Annotated in this window: 17 protein-coding genes and 1 riboswitch; of the genes, 3 read left to right on the top strand and 14 right to left on the bottom strand. The window is 43.4% G+C overall.

Features of this window, described 5'->3' with window-relative positions:
- Window positions 1-39: 39 nt before the first annotated feature.
- From HT718_RS08580 to zapA, 5 genes are all read right to left on the bottom strand, one after another.
- Entirely contained in the window at window positions 40-588 is a 549-nt protein-coding gene (locus HT718_RS08580; protein ID WP_049532139.1) for a carboxymuconolactone decarboxylase family protein, read from the bottom strand.
- Window positions 589-719: 131 nt separating this feature from the next.
- A complete protein-coding gene (locus HT718_RS08575) occupies window positions 720-2,042 on the bottom strand; it encodes a sodium:alanine symporter family protein (protein WP_173268203.1) in 1,323 nt (440 codons plus the stop codon).
- Window positions 2,043-2,132: 90 nt separating this feature from the next.
- Window positions 2,133-2,217, bottom strand: a riboswitch (glycine riboswitch).
- A gap of 163 nt (window positions 2,218-2,380) precedes the next feature.
- A complete protein-coding gene (locus HT718_RS08570) occupies window positions 2,381-4,717 on the bottom strand; it encodes an endonuclease MutS2 (protein ID WP_173268202.1) in 2,337 nt (778 codons plus the stop codon).
- A 102-nt stretch (window positions 4,718-4,819) separates the two neighbouring features.
- Entirely contained in the window at window positions 4,820-5,368 is a 549-nt protein-coding gene (locus HT718_RS08565; RefSeq protein WP_000624510.1) for a CvpA family protein, read from the bottom strand.
- On the bottom strand, window positions 5,365-5,667 hold the full coding sequence (zapA, locus tag HT718_RS08560; RefSeq protein ID WP_000002023.1) for a cell division protein ZapA: 303 nt from the start codon (window positions 5,665-5,667) through the stop codon (window positions 5,365-5,367). Before zapA ends, HT718_RS08565 begins: the two co-directional genes overlap by 4 nt.
- A gap of 86 nt (window positions 5,668-5,753) precedes the next feature.
- Here zapA and rnhC point away from each other — a divergent pair, with 86 nt between their 5' ends.
- The 3 genes from rnhC (at window position 5,754) to HT718_RS08545 (ending at window position 9,738) form a co-directional block, all read left to right on the top strand.
- Window positions 5,754-6,635, top strand: coding sequence for a ribonuclease HIII (rnhC, locus tag HT718_RS08555; RefSeq protein ID WP_173268201.1), 882 nt, complete (start codon window positions 5,754-5,756; stop codon window positions 6,633-6,635).
- A gap of 3 nt (window positions 6,636-6,638) precedes the next feature.
- Window positions 6,639-7,253 (top strand): signal peptidase I, encoded by a 615-nt coding sequence (gene lepB / locus HT718_RS08550; protein WP_173268200.1) that lies wholly within the window; start codon window positions 6,639-6,641, stop codon window positions 7,251-7,253.
- Window positions 7,254-7,371: 118 nt separating this feature from the next.
- Window positions 7,372-9,738, top strand: coding sequence for an ATP-dependent RecD-like DNA helicase (locus HT718_RS08545; protein ID WP_173268199.1), 2,367 nt, complete (start codon window positions 7,372-7,374; stop codon window positions 9,736-9,738).
- Between the two features lie 47 nt (window positions 9,739-9,785).
- On the opposite strand, the gene tig is transcribed toward HT718_RS08545, so the two are convergent.
- The 9 genes from tig to mvk all read right to left on the bottom strand — a co-directional run bounded on the left by tig (window position 9,786) and on the right by mvk (window position 18,033).
- The gene (tig, locus tag HT718_RS08540) at window positions 9,786-11,069 is read right to left on the bottom strand and encodes a trigger factor (RefSeq protein ID WP_173268198.1); all 1,284 of its coding nucleotides are present in this window, start codon (window positions 11,067-11,069) and stop codon (window positions 9,786-9,788) included.
- A gap of 83 nt (window positions 11,070-11,152) precedes the next feature.
- Window positions 11,153-11,818 (bottom strand): DNA alkylation repair protein, encoded by a 666-nt coding sequence (locus HT718_RS08535; RefSeq protein WP_173268197.1) that lies wholly within the window; start codon window positions 11,816-11,818, stop codon window positions 11,153-11,155.
- Window positions 11,819-12,451 (bottom strand): response regulator transcription factor, encoded by a 633-nt coding sequence (locus HT718_RS08530; protein WP_049540186.1) that lies wholly within the window; start codon window positions 12,449-12,451, stop codon window positions 11,819-11,821.
- A 13-nt stretch (window positions 12,452-12,464) separates the two neighbouring features.
- Window positions 12,465-13,460: a sensor histidine kinase gene (locus HT718_RS08525; RefSeq protein ID WP_173268196.1), complete on the bottom strand. Its 996-nt coding sequence runs from the start codon at window positions 13,458-13,460 to the stop codon at window positions 12,465-12,467.
- Complete coding sequence (gene liaF / locus HT718_RS08520; protein ID WP_173268195.1) at window positions 13,457-14,155, bottom strand: cell wall-active antibiotics response protein LiaF; 699 nt, start codon at window positions 14,153-14,155, stop codon at window positions 13,457-13,459. Before liaF ends, HT718_RS08525 begins: the two co-directional genes overlap by 4 nt.
- A 76-nt stretch (window positions 14,156-14,231) precedes the next feature.
- Window positions 14,232-15,242, bottom strand: coding sequence for a type 2 isopentenyl-diphosphate Delta-isomerase (fni, locus tag HT718_RS08515; RefSeq protein ID WP_173268194.1), 1,011 nt, complete (start codon window positions 15,240-15,242; stop codon window positions 14,232-14,234).
- Complete coding sequence (locus HT718_RS08510) at window positions 15,226-16,233, bottom strand: phosphomevalonate kinase (protein ID WP_173268193.1); 1,008 nt, start codon at window positions 16,231-16,233, stop codon at window positions 15,226-15,228. The genes fni and HT718_RS08510 overlap by 17 nt, the downstream gene beginning before the upstream one ends.
- Window positions 16,220-17,173 (bottom strand): diphosphomevalonate decarboxylase, encoded by a 954-nt coding sequence (gene mvaD, locus HT718_RS08505; protein WP_173268192.1) that lies wholly within the window; start codon window positions 17,171-17,173, stop codon window positions 16,220-16,222. The genes HT718_RS08510 and mvaD overlap by 14 nt, the downstream gene beginning before the upstream one ends.
- Window positions 17,155-18,033, bottom strand: coding sequence for a mevalonate kinase (mvk, locus tag HT718_RS08500; protein ID WP_020901030.1), 879 nt, complete (start codon window positions 18,031-18,033; stop codon window positions 17,155-17,157). Before mvk ends, mvaD begins: the two co-directional genes overlap by 19 nt.
- Between the last annotated feature and the right edge of the window lie 116 nt (window positions 18,034-18,149).

Genomic DNA, 18,149 nt, shown 5'->3' with positions numbered 1-18,149 from the left:
TCCGTGGATTTCAGACTCCATTTTTTGCTCAGATATGAATTAAGCATACGGTTGCAATTCTGGATTAATTGGTGTATTGGCTAGGTTATTAGCATAGTTACAAAGACTTGCTAGACTGACACCAAGGACTACATCCAAGGCATTTTGTTGCGTGTAACCAGCTTCTAAAAACTCAGACAAAGCTTCATCTCCTACACGACCTTTGGTATTGATAACCGCCAAAGTAAACTTAGCTAGGGTATCCAATTTAGGATCTGTTTCAATCGGAGTGCGATTACGAAGGGCTTGAAGCAGGTCATCATTCATCTGGATTTGTTTGATGGAAAAGGCTGTGTGACCTGCGACACAGAAGGCACAACCATTAGTTACGGCTGCCGTGATTTGCACCACTTCACGCTCAACAGGTGTCAAGCTGTTGCGACGGTTGATAGCTCCGACAGTTCTGTAGGCTTCTAGGGCAGTAGGTGCATTAGCCAAGAGTCCGATTAGATTTGGAATAAAGCCATTGTTGTCTTTTTCTACTGTTTCAAGAACTTCTTTCACTTCTGCTGGTGCTGATTCTACTGTATGGATTGTAAATGTTGTCATCATAAAACCTCTTTTCATTTTGTTGAAACCTAGTCTATCACAGATTCTATACCTTGTATAATATATATTTTAAATTGCACTGATAAAAATTCTTTATGAAAGTAAAAAATCACACGAGCTGTGTGATTTCATTATTTATCAAAATACTTTTTAGTCTCAGCAATAACGACTGGCGACAAGACTAAAAGGGCAATCAAGTTTGGCAGAGCCATCAAGGCATTGACAATATCTGCGATAATCCAAACCATATCCAACTCGATAAATCCTCCCAACAAGACCATGAGCACAAAGACCACACGGTAGAGCCAGATGAAACGAACACCAAAGAGAAACTCGAAACAACGTTCTCCATAATAGTTCCAACCTAGAATCGTCGTGAAGGCAAAGAGCACAAGGAAAATGGTCAAGAGGGCAGGCCCAAAGTGTGAAAAGACTGTTGAGAAGGCTGACTGAGTCAAAGCTACTCCATTCAAGTCACTATTCCATACTCCTGTCACCAAAATGGTCAAACCAGTTAGAGTACAGATGATGAGGGTATCAATAAAGGTTCCTGTCATGGAAATCAAACCTTGCTCTACTGGTTCATTCGTCTTAGCAGCCGCAGCTGCAATGGGAGCAGAACCCAGACCAGATTCGTTTGAGAAGACACCGCGCGCCACACCATTTTGGATAGCCATTCGAATGCTAGCACCGGCAAAGCCACCTACCGCAGCAACCGGACTAAAGGCTGATGTTAAGATTAAAGCGATTGTGGCAGGAATTTTCTCGATATTAAAGAAAATAACTGTAAGAGTTCCTAGAATATAGATGATAGCCATAAAAGGAACAACGGTAGTTGAAACCTTAGAGATGGACTTGAGTCCACCAAAGACTGCAATCGCTACAAATACAGACAAAATAAGAGCTGTGATGGCTGGAGAAATAGCCGTTGTATTTTGGATAGACTCTGTAATCGAGTTGACTTGGGTGAAGGTTCCGATTCCCAACAAAGCTACTAAGACACCTGCGATAGCAAAGAAGATAGCAAGTGGTCGCCACTTTTCTCCCATCCCTAGAAGGATATAATGCATTGGTCCTCCCGCTACTGCACCATGGTCGTCCTTAGTGCGGTATTTGATTGCCAAGAGTCCTTCCGCATACTTGGTAGCCATTCCAAAGAAAGCAGCCATCCACATCCAAAAGAGGGCTCCTGGGCCACCGACCTTGATAGCCGTCGCGACTCCGATAATATTTCCCGTACCAACTGTCGCTGCGAGTGCTGTACACAAGGCCGCAAAGCTGGATACATCCCCATGCCCCTTGTCCTTAGTAAAAATAAGCTGGAAGGCCTTAGGCAAACGCAAAATCTGCAAGAGTCCTAGACGGGCAGTGAGATAAATCCCTGTTCCGACCAATAAAATCAAGAGGGGAGGTCCCCAAGCAAAAGCATCGATTAATTTAAGCAATTCTAACATTCTATTCTCCTATCTTTTCAACCCCAAAAGAAAGAGCACATGCAAGATACATGTACTCTGGAATGCTTAGATAAATGCTAAAAAGCGGTCTATCCTAGCTCTGTCCTTTTACCTGAGAGTTTGAGCAGTTGCCTTGCCCCTTCGGTGCCTTTACGGTCTCTCCAGAGTTCCGTCCATTTACAGTCATGGAAAATCAAACGATTCTCCACTTCTATTAAACTTCATTCGGTGTTGGTATTTAATTGATTCTTATTTTACAAAAAATGTTGGCTTTTGTCAATGTGTTTATTAATAAAACTTAATTCAACAGTTTTTACTGTATAAAGCCCGGAATACTTCTATCCTTTAAAAGTCACAATAGTTGCACCACTACCTCCAGCATTTTGCGGGGCATAGCCGAAACTCTTGACATGTTTGTTTCTTTGTAGGTATTTGGTGACTCCTTCACGGATGACACCTGTCCCGATACCATGGATGATATCGACTTGGGCCATATTGTTAAGCAGGGCTTGGTCAATAAAGGCATCTAGCTCATTCATGGCTTCTTCATAACGTTTGCCTCGAAGGTCCAGTCTTGCTTGTGGACCTCGGCCAGAAGTCCGTTTCACAACATTGACTTGTTTCTTCTTGACTTGCTTTTCTTGCTGGGCTTGAACAAGGTCAAATTCTTTCTCTTCCAAGGTCATCTTAATTAAGCCGACTTGGGCTTCCCAGCGACCGTCCTTGAGTTGACTGGTCAAGGTACCACGCTGTCCATAACTGAGAACCACGATATCATCTCCCACCTTTGGAGCTCGTTTTTTCTTGGCCTTTTGAAGGACCTTGTTTTTAGACAAGTCCACTTTTTCAGGAGCCAATTTTTTCAACTTGGCCTTGGCTTCAATGATTTCATGGGGTTTAAGTTGAGATTTACTGTGGAGATTTTTGAGAATCTGGTCACTTTCACTTAGGGCCATGTCTACAATCTCACTAGCTTGTTCACGCGCCTTATTAAGCTCGGTTTCCTTTTCACGATTTAACTCATTGTAGAGTTTTTTGAGCGCTCGATTCATCTTGAGATTTTCTTGCTCCACCTCACGGATATTGTCCAAGCGTTTGCGACTCTCTAGCGTCTGCTCTTCCAGTTGTTCAATGATACGATTGACATCATTGTCCTGATCGACCTGCTGACTGGCATCCCCTACGATAACTTCAGATAGGCCTAGACGTTTAGCAATTTCAAAGGCATTGCTTCGGCCAGGAACACCCTGCATAAAGCGATAGGTCGGGCGAAGAGTTGCAGTATCAAACTCCATGCTGGCATTTTGCACAAAGGCTGTCTCAATACCGTAGGCCTTGAGTTCCGGATAGTGGGTCGTCGCCATGGTCTTGACTTGACGCAGGCGAAGGTCTTCCAGAATAGCCATGGCAAGGGCAGCTCCCTCTTGAGGGTCTGTACCAGCCCCCAACTCATCCAAAAGTAAGAGCGAATGCTGATTGACTTTGCCAAGAATATCCACAATATTGGTCATGTGGCTAGAGAAGGTAGACAAACTCTGCTCAATAGACTGCTCATCGCCAATATCAGCAAAGATTTCTTCAAAAATACCGACACGACTTCCCTTGTCTGCTAAAATCGGCAATCCTGACTGAGCCATAACCTGTGTCAAGCCCAGAGTTTTGAGCATGATGGTCTTACCACCAGTATTAGGACCTGTGATAACAATGGCTGTTAAATCTTGGCCAAAATGGACATCATTTGCGACCGCATTTTTGACCAAAGGATGGCAGACATGGAGCAGTTGGATCTCCTGATTTTCTGATAACTTAGGAACGACCGCTTGCCTTTCTTGGATAAAACGAACCTTGGCACGAATCAAGTCTAGATGACCGATAATCCAAGCATCGTTAGCAATCTCAGCAGCATGAGGGCGGACACGCTCAGAAATTTCTTGGAGAATGCGAAGCATTTCATAGCGCTCATCTACTCGCAGACTGGCAATTTCTTCGCTCAGTTTGACCACCTCACGAGGTTCGATATAGACGGTATTTCCGCTGGCAGAAATATCATGAACGACACCTGCAATCTTGTTACGATAAGTGTTTTTGACTGGTAAAACCTGACGGCCATTTCTGCTGGCAATGATTCCTTCCGTCAACATCTGCGCTTTTTGCTTAAGCAAATCTTGCAAAACATCGCGTACCTGACTCTCACTATTATGGATTTTTCGACGGATGCGCGCCAATTCTTCACTAGCGAAATTTTCAATGAAACCTGCATCATTAAAGGCCTGTAAGTTTCCTTGTAATTGCGGAAAATCGTGTAGTTTCTCAAACCAAAGGGCTAGTTCTTCCAAGCTGACATTTTCCAGATTGGCATAAAAACTTTGAAGCTCTCGGCTAGAAAGAAGCACGCGCTTCAAGAGTAGGAACTCCTCAATATTGAGGTCTGCTCCCATCTCCAACCGCTTGCAGACTCCTGCAATTTCCTTGGTTGCGAGAATGGTAAAATGCGGTTGCTCGACAAAGAGAGCCTGCATTTCCTTCATCTCAGCAAAAGCCTGTTTGATTTTATCTGCTTTGGCAGTCGGAGCCAGCTGTCTCAATTGCTCCAAGCCCTGCTCAGTCAACAAATGGGGTTCAAACAAGGCCTTGACCTTATTGAACTCTAATGTTTCTAATATTTTCTTGTTCATCGTTATTTCCTTGTCTTTGAATATCTAGATGTATTAGTTTTTCACATTCTGATAGATTCTAGTCAATCTGTAAACAAAGGGCTAGGAAAACTCCTGCCCTTTTTATCCGATTAAATTTGTCACCCAGATTTGTTTAAGCCAACTAGTTGTTACTGGTATGCTCTGGATGATGTGTTTTGCGACGATACTCTTTTCAAGAGGATTTTGTATAGCTGCCATGGGAATGGTCGCCAAGATGGTCAAGGCCATTTGCAAGACAAATAAGGTCACCAACATGGACAAGACACCTGCTGAAACTTGGAACAACTTGCCACCCAGTTTTTTACTAGGAATCAAGTGCAAGAGAAGACCAAGCAAACGACCGATGCTATAGACAATCCCAAACACAAGCAAGTAGCCGATACCTGCATAAAAGACCTTATCCAGCTGAAAGAGTTGATCCGATGGGAAAAAGAAAGTTCCCTGACCTTCCTGTGGATTTGCATAAGGGAGCAATAAATGGAATTGTTCTCCCAGTCCCTTGTAAAACTGGCCAGCCATAAAAGCCGATGCCATGGCTGAAATCAGGTAATAAACCTGTAAGAGCAGGCCTCTCCGATAGCCGATATAAAATCCCCAAGCCAAGACCAATAGAAGAAGGAGTGAAATCATAAGGAATCCTCAATCTTGCTCTGTTCTTGCTTGCAAGTCACCAGCTTGTGACGGAGTTCTTCTAATTCTTGCTCCTTATCATCAAATTCAATCTCACGGCTGAGTTGAGTTGATAAACAGTTAACTGCCAACAAAAGAGCGATGGTTTCATCGTCTGCACTAGGCATTTGTTCTTTAATTGCTTGGTATTTTTCTGTCGCAACCTTGGCGATTTCCTCCATAAAAAGGTTATCATGTTCGCTTGTTAAGGTTAACGTTTTTTTCCCGAATGTAAATTTGAATCGATTTAGATTTGCCATAAAATTCACCTCACGATATTATACCAAAATTCGCTAATTTTGTCAGTTTTTACAAATTTGCCTGCTTTTATGGTACAATAGAAACTATGGCAAGTATAACACTCACACCAAGCGAAAAGGAGATTCAGGCTTTTCTTGAACACTATCAAACCAGTCTGGCTCCCAGCAAGAATCCCTATATCCGCTACTTTTTGAGACTGCCTCATGCAACGGTTTCTATCTATACCTCTGGAAAGGTCTTGCTTCAGGGTGAAGGAGCTGAGAAATACGCCAGTTTCTTTGGCTATCAAGTTGTAGAGGAAACTAGCGGACAAAATCTCCCTTTGATTGGGACAGATGAGGTAGGGAATGGTTCCTACTTTGGTGGGCTTGCAGTTGTGGCTTCCTTTGTCACACCTGACCAGCATGCCTTCTTGCGAAAACTCGGTGTGGGGGATTCTAAAACTCTGACCGACCAAAAGATCCGTCAGATTGCTCCTATCCTCAAGGAAAAAATCCAGCACCAGGCACTCCTTCTCTCACCAAGCAAGTACAACGAGGTCATCGGAGACCGCTACAATGCTGTTTCAGTTAAGGTGGCCCTCCATAACCAGGCTATCTATCTTCTCCTTCAAAAAGGTGCTCAGCCTGAGAAAATTGTGATTGATGCCTTTACCAGTGCTAAAAATTATGACAAGTACTTGGCTCAAGAGGCCAATCGTTTCAGCAATCCTATCAGCTTAGAAGAAAAGGCTGAGGGCAAATACTTGGCTGTCGCAGTTTCTTCTGTCATTGCGCGTGATCTCTTTCTGGAAAATCTTGAAAATCTGGGACGAGAACTGGGTTATCAACTTCCAAGTGGGGCTGGAACGGCTTCTGATAAGGTAGCTAGCCAGATTTTACAAGCCTATGGTATGCAGGGACTCAACTTCTGCGCCAAACTGCACTTTAAAAATACTGAAAAAGCGAAAAAACGCTTAGAAAGGTAAGTTATGAATTCATTTAAAAATTTCCTAAAAGAGTGGGGATTGTTCCTCCTGATTCTGTCATTACTAGCTTTGAGCCGTATCTTTTTTTGGAGTAATGTCCGCGTAGAAGGACATTCCATGGATCCTACCCTAGCGGATGGCGAAATTCTCTTTGTCGTTAAGCACCTCCCTATTGACCGTTTTGATATCGTAGTGGCCCATGAGGAAGATGGCAATAAGGATATCGTTAAGCGCGTGATTGGAATGCCTGGCGACACTATCCGTTATGAAAACGATAAACTTTACATCAATGACAAAGAGACGGACGAACCTTACCTAGCTGACTACATCAAACGCTTCAAGGACGATAAACTCCAAAGCACCTACTCAGGCAAGGGATTTGAAGGAAATAAAGGCACTTTCTTTAGAAGCATCGCTCAAAAAGCTCAAGCCTTCACAGTCGATGTCAACTACAATACCAACTTCAGCTTTACTGTTCCAGATGGAGAATACCTTCTCCTCGGAGATGACCGCTTGGTTTCGAGCGACAGCCGCCACGTAGGTACTTTTAAAGCAAAAGATATCACAGGGGAAGCTAAATTCCGCTTCTGGCCAATCACCCGTATCGGAACATTTTAAGAAATCGAAGAGGCCGAGAATCAAGAATCTCAGCCTCTTCTTCTATCGTGAGAAGTGATCGTTTATTGACTATAGTAAAAACAACCCCAACTCTCACCTATTCATACAAAGGAATTTTATGGAAGTTTATTTTTCAGGAACCATTAAACGGATTATTTTTGAAAATCCCAGCAATTTTTATCGCATCCTCCTCCTAGAAATCGAAGATACGGACGCAGAGGATTTTGATGATTTTGAAATCATTGTCACAGGAACCATGGCTGACGTGATTGAGGGAGAAGACTATACTTTTTGGGGGCAAATTGTCCAGCACTCCAAGTATGGGGAGCAACTGCAAATCAGTAGTTATGAAAGAGCAAAACCAACTAGCAAGGGATTGGTTAAGTACTTTTCAAGTAGCCATTTCAAAGGAATTGGTATCAAGACAGCTCAGAAAATCGTGGACACCTATGGCGACAATACCATTGACGAGATTCTGCAACACCCAGAAAAGCTAGAAGGCATCGCAGGACTCTCTGCCAAAAACCGCGAGGCTTTCGTCTCCACCCTCCGTCTCAACTACGGAACAGAGATGGTTTTAGCCAAACTAGCCAACTACGGCATTCCCAATAAACTAGCCTTTCAGATTCAAGACTTTTACAAGGAAGAAACCCTTGATGTGGTTGAAAATTATCCCTACCAGCTGGTTGAGGATATCAAAGGCTTGGGCTTTACCATTGCTGACCAACTAGCGGAAGAACTAGGCATCGAAAGTCAGGCTCCTGAACGCTTCCGTGCTGGTCTAGTTCACAGTCTTTTTCAGGCCTGTATGGAAACAGGGGATACCTATGTTGAAGCACGGGATTTGCTAGAACAAACCCTTACTCTCCTTGAGTCTTCCCGTCCCGTGGAACTGGATCCCAGCCAAGTAGCTCAAGAACTCTCCTACCTCATCGAAGAAGACAAGGTTCAGCAGATTGATACCAAAATCTTTGATAACAGTCTCTTTTTCGCTGAGGAAGGCATCCGCAGCCACTTGGTTCGTATCCTTGAAAAAGGAAAACAGAAGAGTCAGGATTTAGAAACTATCCAAAAACATATCACTACTGTCGAGCAAGAACTGGGGATTGAGTATGATAACATTCAAAAACAGGCGATCTGCGACGCTATCCAGAACAAGGTCTTTATCCTGACAGGTGGGCCTGGCACTGGTAAAACAACTGTTATCAATGGGATTATCGCTGTTTATGCTCTCTTAGAAGGACTTGATCTCAGGAAAAAAAGCAACCTGCCCATTCTTCTTGCCGCTCCAACTGGTCGAGCAGCCCGCCGTATGAATGAATTGACAGGTTTGCCTAGCGCGACCATACACCGTCACTTGGGAATGACAGGCGACGATGATACCAGTCACCTGGAAGATTATCTGGATGCCGACTTTATCATCGTGGACGAATTTTCCATGGTGGATACTTGGCTGGCCAATCAACTCTTCTCCAACATCTCTTCTAACAGTAAGATTCTAATCGTAGGCGACAGCGACCAGCTACCGTCTGTCAGTCCTGGACAGGTTCTAGCAGATCTGCTTCATATCCCTTTGATTCCACAGACTCGCTTGGAAAAAATCTACCGGCAAAGCGAAGAATCAACTATCGTTACCTTAGCTAGTCAGATTCGACAAGGCATCTTGCCAGCTGATTTCACCCAGAAAAAAGCAGACCGTTCCTACTTTGAAATTGCTAGTGGCCATATTCCTGCCATCATTGAGAAAATCTTAGGTGCTGCCCTCAGAAGTGGCATCCCCGCCCGTGATATCCAAGTTCTGGCTCCCATGTACAGAGGGACAGCAGGGATTGATGCCATCAACCAGCTCATGCAAGACCTCCTTAACCCACCACAAAAAGACCAACTTGGTTTTGAAGCTCCCCAGTGCCACTATCGCAAGGGCGACAAGGTCATTCACTTGGTCAACGATGCTGAAATCAATGTCTTTAATGGGGATTTGGGAGCTATCACAGACCTGATTCCTGGTAAATACACCGAATCGAAACAAGACGAGATTGTCATTGATTTTGATGGCAATGAAGTCTCTTACCCACGTAACGAATGGTACAAGATTCGCTTGGCCTATGCCATGAGTATCCATAAGTCTCAGGGAAGTGAGTTCCCAGTTGTCATCCTACCGATTACCAGTGCTAGCCGACGTATGCTGGAGCGCAATCTCATCTACACAGCCATTACACGCGCCAAAAGCAAGCTTATCTTACTAGGCGAATTACAGGCCTTCGACTATGCTACCCAACATATCGGAACAGCCCGAAAAACCTATCTGATTGAACGATTCAGCGATTTAATTGAAAATGTTGAAGAAAAGCAACAAGTTGTTTCCGAAAATGCCACATCAACTGACTCTGAACAATCCTACATCCTAACCGAAGAAAACTGGGATAGCATCCCAGCCATGATTGGGATTACAGACGCAGACCTCAAAGAGATTTTTGGAAATTAGTGCATAAGAAAACCCACCTAATCAGGTGGGATTTTATCTTATTGAAATTATTTAACTGTTGCTGTGCTTGTAATCAACTCAACAGCTTTTTTGATTGTGATGTCGTGTTTCAACATATCAGCTGAAAGTAAGCTTTGTACTTGTGCAACTTCCATGTTGTAGTCTGTTGCCAATTGCTCAATTTCTTTTTGGATTTCTTCTTCTGAAGCGTCAAATCCTTCAGCTTTGGCAACTGCTTCGATAACAAGGTTAGTCTTAGTACGTGACTCAGCTTCTCCCTCGTATTGTTTGTGAAGATCTTCCTGAGTAGTTCCAGTGATTTGGAAGTACATGTCAGGGTTGATACCTTGACGTTGCAAGTTTCCAAGGAATTCGTTTACTGAACGGTGAACTTCTTCATGGATCATTTCTTCTGGAAGTTCTACGATTTCAGCGTTTTCTACAGCTTTATCAATTGCTGCACCTTCAACGGCATCTTTGTAAGCTTCTTCTTTAGCAGCAACCAATTCGTTGCGGTATTTTTCTTTCAATTCAGCAAGTGTTTCAACTTCTTCATCGATGTCTTTTGCAAGCTCATCGTCAAGAGCTGGAACTTCTTTAGCTTTTACTTCGTGGATAGTTGTCACGAATTTAGCTTCTTTACCTGCAAGGTCTTCTGCTTGGTAGTCTTCTGGGAATGTTACGATAACGTCAACAGTTTCACCAGCTGAGTGACCTACCAATTGGTCTTCGAAACCAGGGATGAATTGACCTGAACCAAGTCCAAGTGAGAAGTTTTCACCTTTTCCGCCGTCAAATTCAACACCGTCGATAGAACCAACGAAGTCGATCACAACAGTGTCGCCGTTTTCAGCAGCAGCTTCTTTGATAACCAATTCAGCCAAGTTGTTGCGTTCGCGTTCGATACGCTCTTCGACGTCAGCGTCAGTTACTTCTTTTTCTACATCAACTGATACTTCAAGGTTTTTGTAGTCACCCAATTTTACTTCAGGTTTTGTAACAACTTCAGCAGTGATAACCCAGTCTTGACCTTTTTCCATTGAAGTTACATCAATTTTTGGTTGAGCAACCACTTCAAGACCAGCTTCTTTTACAGCTGCTTCATAAGCGTTTGGCAAAAGAGCGTTCATAACGTCTTGGTAAAGTGACTCTTCACCAAATTTTTTGTCGAAGATAGGACGTGGAAGGTGACCTTTACGGAAACCTGGAACATTAAGAGATTTCTTCACTGAGTTGAAGACACGGTCCAATTCTGGTTTGATTTGGTCTTGAGAGATAGTGAAAGTCAAGACACCACGGTTTGTTTCTTTGTTTTCAAATGATACAGACATTCTGTCATTTCTCCTTAAAATTTTTTAAATACAGCCTATTATAACATAAACGAGCGACTTTTTTCAAGTAATGACTGCGCTTTTCAACGATGGGAGAGATACTTGCTCGCTTCTTTGATACTAAGATCAGCCATTCTTTCCTTGTTTTTCTCAATGAAAGTTTCTACCCAAGCTGGATTCGTTTTGGAGTAGTCTCGCAGAGCCCAGCCAATGGATTTATTAATAAAGAATTCTGTTTGATTCAGATTATTTTGCAGGATCTTTTCCATCAGTTGGACATTGGTCTTCGCTTTTCTTAACAACTGGTGGTCAATAGCAACTCGTCTCAGCCAGATATTGTCTGATAGGCTCCATTGGAGGATTAGTTTTTCCATTTCCGGTTTATCGTATACCAAACTTCCTACTATGCGATCTAGGATATCCACCGTATCCCACCAAGACTTGGTAACAACCAACTGCTCTAGCTTAGGCAAATCGCTGTCCTTTAGATAAGACTGCATGGCTTTCAAATAATTTGCAGCCACATACTGGTATTCTCTAGACTCTTTTTCCCAGCAAGTATCTACAAAATCCCAATCGATAATCTTTGTTTTTTTCGCTTCTGGAAAGTATTTTTTATAGAGTTTATTTCTTTCTGGCGCCGCAACGCCTAGAAAGGAAAATTGATGGCGCATATAGGCCTCCATGGGCCCTGATTTTTTAGGATCTTTTGCTGCTTCTAGATCCTCAAGTAAATCTGTTAGACTCATCTAAAACTCCTCATGCCCTACCAAGTGATGCTGGAAGGCATAGACTGCTGCCTGAGTGCGATCGCTAACCTCAAGCTTGGCAAGAATGTTGGACACGTGGGTCTTGACCGTCTTGAGAGAGATAAAGAGTTCATCTGCGATGCGCTGATTTTCGTAGCCCTTGGCGATCAGCTGAAGTACATCTCGTTCACGCGCAGTCAATTCCTCGTGAAGCTCCATATGATTGCGGTGGTATTCGACTTTCTTGCTGACCTCTTGCTCAATGGCCAACTCACCAGCAGCCACCTTTCGGACAGCGTGGAGCAGTTCGTCTGCACTAGAAGTCTTGAGCATATAGCCCCTAGCACCTGCGTTTAAGACAGGCATGATTTTTTCATTGTCCAAGTAAGATGTGACAATTAATATCTTGGCTTCAGGCCATTCTTTAAGGATAGCTAAGGTCGCGTCAATCCCATTCATCTCAGGCATAACAATATCCATGACAATGACATCTGGACGCAGTTCCAATGCCAAGTCAATACCTTGAGACCCATTTGCAGCCTCGCCCACAACTTCTACATCGTCTTGGAGGTCAAAGTAGCTTTTCAAGCCCAAGCGGACCATTTCATGGTCATCTACTAGTAAAATTCTCATCTTTACTCCTTTATCATTCCTTATCGAGCAAGGGAATGCGGATATCAACTGCCAGCCCTTGCTTGGGAGCTGTTAATAACTGAACCGTACCTGCCATATCTTCAACCCGCTCCTTGATATTACGGAGTCCATAACTCAAGTCATCTAAACTCCCCAACTGGAAACCAATCCCATTGTCCACCACCTTCAGTTGCAATTCAACATTCGTCTGATAGAGATAGACATCCAGACAAGAGGCCTGGGCATGGCGGAGAGTATTGCTAATCAACTCCTGCAAGATTCGGAAAATATGCTCCTCAATCTTCTTGGGCAATTTCGTCACATTTTGCTTGAAACTAACCTTTAGATCACTCTTGTCCTCAAGCTCTTTTAAGAGGATTTGAATTCCCTCAACCAGACTCTTCTGCTCCAGTTCAACTGGTCTCAAATGCAAGAGCAAGACTCTCAAGTCCTTTTGGGCTGTTTCAAGGATGGCTGTGACACTCTGCAACTGGGTCTGCATCTTTTCTCTATCCAATTTCAAAGCCTGCTGACTGACACCTGATAAAATCATGTGAGCCGCAAACAACTCCTGACTAACCGTATCATGCAAATCCCGAGCAATCCGCTTTCGTTCCTTCTCGATGATTTCCTCTTCCTGAGCAAGACTGTAATTTTCAGCCTTTTGAAGAGCCTCTGTCAAGAGGTTAAGTTTTCCTGACAAGGACTTGAAACTGGCGTCCAAATCTGGATCTGAAACCTGAACCACTTCTTGCCCTGCCAATAAACGCTTGAGATTGGCCTGCATTTTTCTTAGAAAAAGCTCTTCCACACCTCGCCAAAACAGGGCTAAGAGACAGGTCATGGACATGCTGAAAACCAACAACAAAAAGACAAATTTTTCTGTTTTTTCGACATCATGCAGGAAAATTGACCAATCAAAATCAAGGATTTCCAACAAACTATGAGACAGAAATAAGACAAAGAGGAAGGAGGTAATAGCAATGATTATATAAGCTTGTTTTTTCATCCTCTGACCACCTCCACATCCCCAATCATAGTGGTCAAGAGAATCTTGATGCTCTTGTTACTCTTGAGATAGTCTCTTGTTTCCTGATGATAGTGTTCATTGCGGAGGGCTCGCTTGGGATGATTGAAAAAAGTCAAATCCCCATAAAGACAATTAACACTGAGACTGACTTCCACATCTACAGGTACAATGATTTTAGTTGTTCCTACCATCTTTCTGAGGATAATAACATTATCATGATTGGTTAGGATGACCCTCTCCAGATGAATGGTGTCCTTGCCCATAAGACGAAAGAGATTGATATCATCAAACTGGCAAGTCTGGTAGCTTGAAAAATGATGGAGATTCCCAAACCAACGATTTTTCTCCTTCTTAACCGTCACCACCTCTTCAAACACCAAATTTGTCTGCTCTTTTTCCTGATTCATCATCGGATAAAGAAGAAAGAGACTGTATATGACCGCAACAAAAATCGCTAGAATCACAAAGGGATTGAGCATGACGATGAAAAAGAAGAGAATGGTTGCCACCACTAACAGAAGGTTATTCCCCTCTTTACCAGTGTAATAGCGAATCAAAAGTAAAAAGAGGAATAGAATCAGCAGAAAACGCGAAAAATGCTCTGATACCATCAAAATCAGAGCTCCCGTCAAAAGACAGGCTTCGATAAATAAAAAGATTTTAAATTTTCTCATACATGTATCCTCTTCCTTCTATTTTATCACAATTCAAAAAAGTCACCTCGGTCTGAAGATGGAAAAAAGGCGGTGGTTACGCCTTTTTCATCTGATCATTTGCTTCTTTTAGTTTGCCGTAAAGAATATAGTCTACGCTTTGCAAATCTGCTACGGTAGCACAATTAAGGGCACACATAATCAAACGCAAATCTGCTTTCCAGCTTTGGACAATGCCAATCACCTCTTCGACTGAATAGGTTTCAACCAATTCCAGAACTGTTCGAGACAGTCCCACAGCCTTGGCACCAAAGACCAGACACTTAATCATATCCAGCGGATTGCGAACGCCACCACTGACCAAGAGTTCGACCTTGTCTTTCCAGTCTTGGGCATTGAGAAGGGCTTGCATGGTAGACTGGCCCCATTGATTGAGGTAGCCACGTTGACCACTGCGACGGTTTTCGATATAAGCAAAGCTAGTTCCACCACGACCTGATAGGTCGACAGTTCGAACCCCTAGTTCATAGGCTCTTTCAATGGTCTTTACATCCATCCCAAAGCCCACTTCCTTTAGGACAATAGGAACGGGGATTTGCTTGCTATAGTCTGCCAGATGCGATTGCCAGCTTCGAAACTTTCTTTCTCCCTCTGGCATGAGTAATTCCTGCATGACATTGACATGCACTTGTAGGAGAAGAGGACTCATCTCTTCTACAGTCTGAAGACCTAACTCGACAGGCTTGTCCAATCCAATATTGGTTCCAAGAAGGAGATTTGGATGACTAGACTTGACAGAAAATGAATCATCTGTAGGATCCTTGAGGGCTGCGCTATAAGAACCCGTCACAAACAAAATCCCACAGGCTTCCGCCACCTGAGCTAGTTTTTGATTGATTTCTCGTCCTTTATCACTTCCACCTGTCATGGCATTGATATAAAAAGGAAAATCCCACTTTCGACCTGCAAACTCTGTAGACAAATCAATCTCATCCAGGTCGTAAAGAGGCAAGGAAGAATGAATCAACTCCACCTCATCAAAGCTATTATAGGAACTTTTCTGTTCAAGGGCATAGCGGATATGCTCGTCCTTACGATTTGTCGTCATGTCCTATCCTTTCTTGGTATAAGAGCTCAATCCCCAGATCGGCCCAACGATTTTTTAAGGTTTCAGTTGATTGCGCATCAAAACTCAAAGCAATCCCACAGTCACCACCACCAGCGCCACTACTCTTGGCAACAGCTTGCAAATCTTGACTGGCTTCTTTCAGTTGTCTGAGCGAAGGTGTGTAAATATCTGAGCTCAAGTCTTCTAAAAGTTGACTGGCTACTTCTACTTGCTCGATAACTTTTTCGGCTTTTCCTTGCTCCAAGGCTTCTACCAAAGTAGCTACCATTTCTTTTGAGGAAGTTAAAAAATTCTGATTGATGTTTTGCTTGATTTGCTTGACCATATCACTAGATACGGCCACTTCCTTGGTCCATCCTACTAGGAAATCACATTCTAGGGCAGGTTGTACGTGTGAGATTGAAAATCCCCAATCACGCTCCAAAACTATCACCAAGTTTTCTTCTTCCAACCAAGCAGCCACCTTCTGGCGATCAAATGACTGGTAGAGAACCAAATCCTCTGCCACGATACAGGCAAGGTCTCCCATAGAGCCATTGTCTCCTCGCTTGAGCAAGACCGCGCTAGCCATCTTGAATAAAAGATCCTGATCAACCGTAATATCATATAGAGCCAGTAAAGCCTTGACAACCAAGACAACGACGCTGCCACTAGAACCCAGACCAAACTTTTTCCCTTCCCGTTCCATTTTTCCTCGAATCTCTAGAGAAAAAGGTCTTAAATCCTGACCTCGATAAGTCAGGAAATCTTCCACTAAAGCAATCGTTTCTTGAATCAAGCTATAATTAGGATTTGGCGTCAAGTCTACTGAGAAATCAAACATATCTGAGTAGATACGGTAGCTGTCAGAAAAGGCAATCTCGCCCTTCATATAGATAGGAATAGCCTTTATCAAGGCCAACTGCCCTGGTTCTAGAATAGCATATTCACCTGCCCAATAGAGTTTTCCGCAAGTTTTAACAGCAATCATCTTGACTCAAATCCTTTGTTTTTGACACAATCAAGCGATAACGCTGACTGAAGATTCCAGATAAATGCTCCAAGTCTTTCTCTTGACAAAGAACTTTGACATTGGGACCAGCATCCATGGTAAAGTAGCAGGCCTCTCCTTGCTCACGAAGCTGGCGGACAAAGTCCATGGCTTCATAGGAAGCATCCGTTAGATATGAAAAGGCTGGACTAGCAGTTTTTGTCGTAGCGTGCATAGCAAGGGCATTTTTCTCCGTTAGTTCCCCAACCTTGGCAAAGTCATTCTCTTTGAGGTAAATCAGCATATCCTGATAATCTTTCTCAGACTGACGCACCCAGTCATCAAAGGTCGTCGAGGTTTCCACACAAAGTTTCATCCCGTCACGGCTAGAGATTGGTTTTTTCTTGTCTTCTAGCACCAACATAATCATAGCTAGCTTCAAGTCTGTCTCTACAAGGTAAATTTCCCCACTATCCTTATCCCAGGCACCTAGTGGTCCATAAAAACTCCGAGAGGACGACCCTGAGGCAAACTTAGCCTCCTGTGCCAACTGACTTCTATCCAATCCAAGCTTGAAATAAGCATTACAAGCCTTGACCAAGGCGGACAAACCGCTAGAACTTGAGGATAGGCCCGCTGCCGTAGGCATATTGTTTTGAGTATCAATACGGACAAAGCCTTCATCATCTGGACGGTAACGGTCAATAATCTTGCTCATCTTGGCATGCTCCGCCTCATTTTGTAGCTGACCATTGATATAAAAGGCATCGGCAATCGCATTCGTCGGTAGAGGCGACAAGGTCGTCTCCGTATACATATTTTCCAAAGTCAAAGAAATACTGCTAGTAGCAGGCAACATCTCTTTTTCTTTTTTCTTTCCCCAATATTTGATAATAGCAATATTTGCGTAAGAACGTACTGTTACAGGCTCTCGATCCATGTCTGTACAGCTCCTTTCTCTTCTAATCTTTTTGCTAGTTTTTGTGCGTGTGGCAAATTGTCTGCCAAGACTATGATACAGCCTCCTAGCCCACCACCACTCATCTTGGCACCTAAAGCACCATGGTTAAGAGCCGTTTCAACCAAAGAGTCTGCCTCAGGGCTACTAACACCAATTTCTTTTAAATGTAAATGCGCTTGACTGAGGATTTGTCCCAATCCTTCAGCATCTTTTTGTGAAATCGCATCTTCTGCCTGTTGGGTCAATTCTCCCAAGGCATGCAAAAACGGTAGGGCATCCTTGCCCTTACTTTGAACCACTTGGATGGCTTCACGAGTATGGCCATAAACACCCGTATCGGCAATCACCAAATAGGCGGATAAGGTCATCTCAAGCTCTGTAAATCCTACGTTCTTGATAAAGCGAATAGGCTGGTCACTGAGACAGGTCTTGGCATCCAAACCACTTGGATTCATATGGGCAATCATCTCCGCCCGATTGACCAAGATTTCTAGTACATCATGAGGCAGATCAGCCTCATAGTAGTCAAAAACCGCACGAATAGCCGCTATGCTGATAGCAGCTGACGAACCCATTCCCCGTTTTTCAGGGATAGCCGAGTCAATCTCACAGCGAATGCAGGCTTCTTTGATATCCAAATACTCCAGCGAAGCATACACCGCCATGGACAAGGTATCCTCCTCATAGAGGCGCCAAGGACTCGCTGCAGGAACTACCTTACAAGTCACCTCCACCTCTAAAAGAGGCAGAGAAATGGCAGGATAACCGTAAACAACCGCATGCTCCCCTATTAAAATAATCTTACTATGTGCCTGACCGACACCAACTTTTTTTGTCATGTTTTCCTTTTGCTAGACGAAAAAGCCGTCCCATACTCAATGAAAATCAAAAAGCAAACTAGGAAGCTAGCCGCAGGCTGCTCAAAACACCGTTTTGAGGTTGTGGATAGAACTGA

The sequence above is a fragment of the Streptococcus sp. 714 genome (genome assembly GCF_013277115.1).
Classification (GTDB): Bacteria; Bacillota; Bacilli; order Lactobacillales; family Streptococcaceae; genus Streptococcus.
This window is presented reverse-complemented; position numbering and strand designations above follow the sequence as displayed.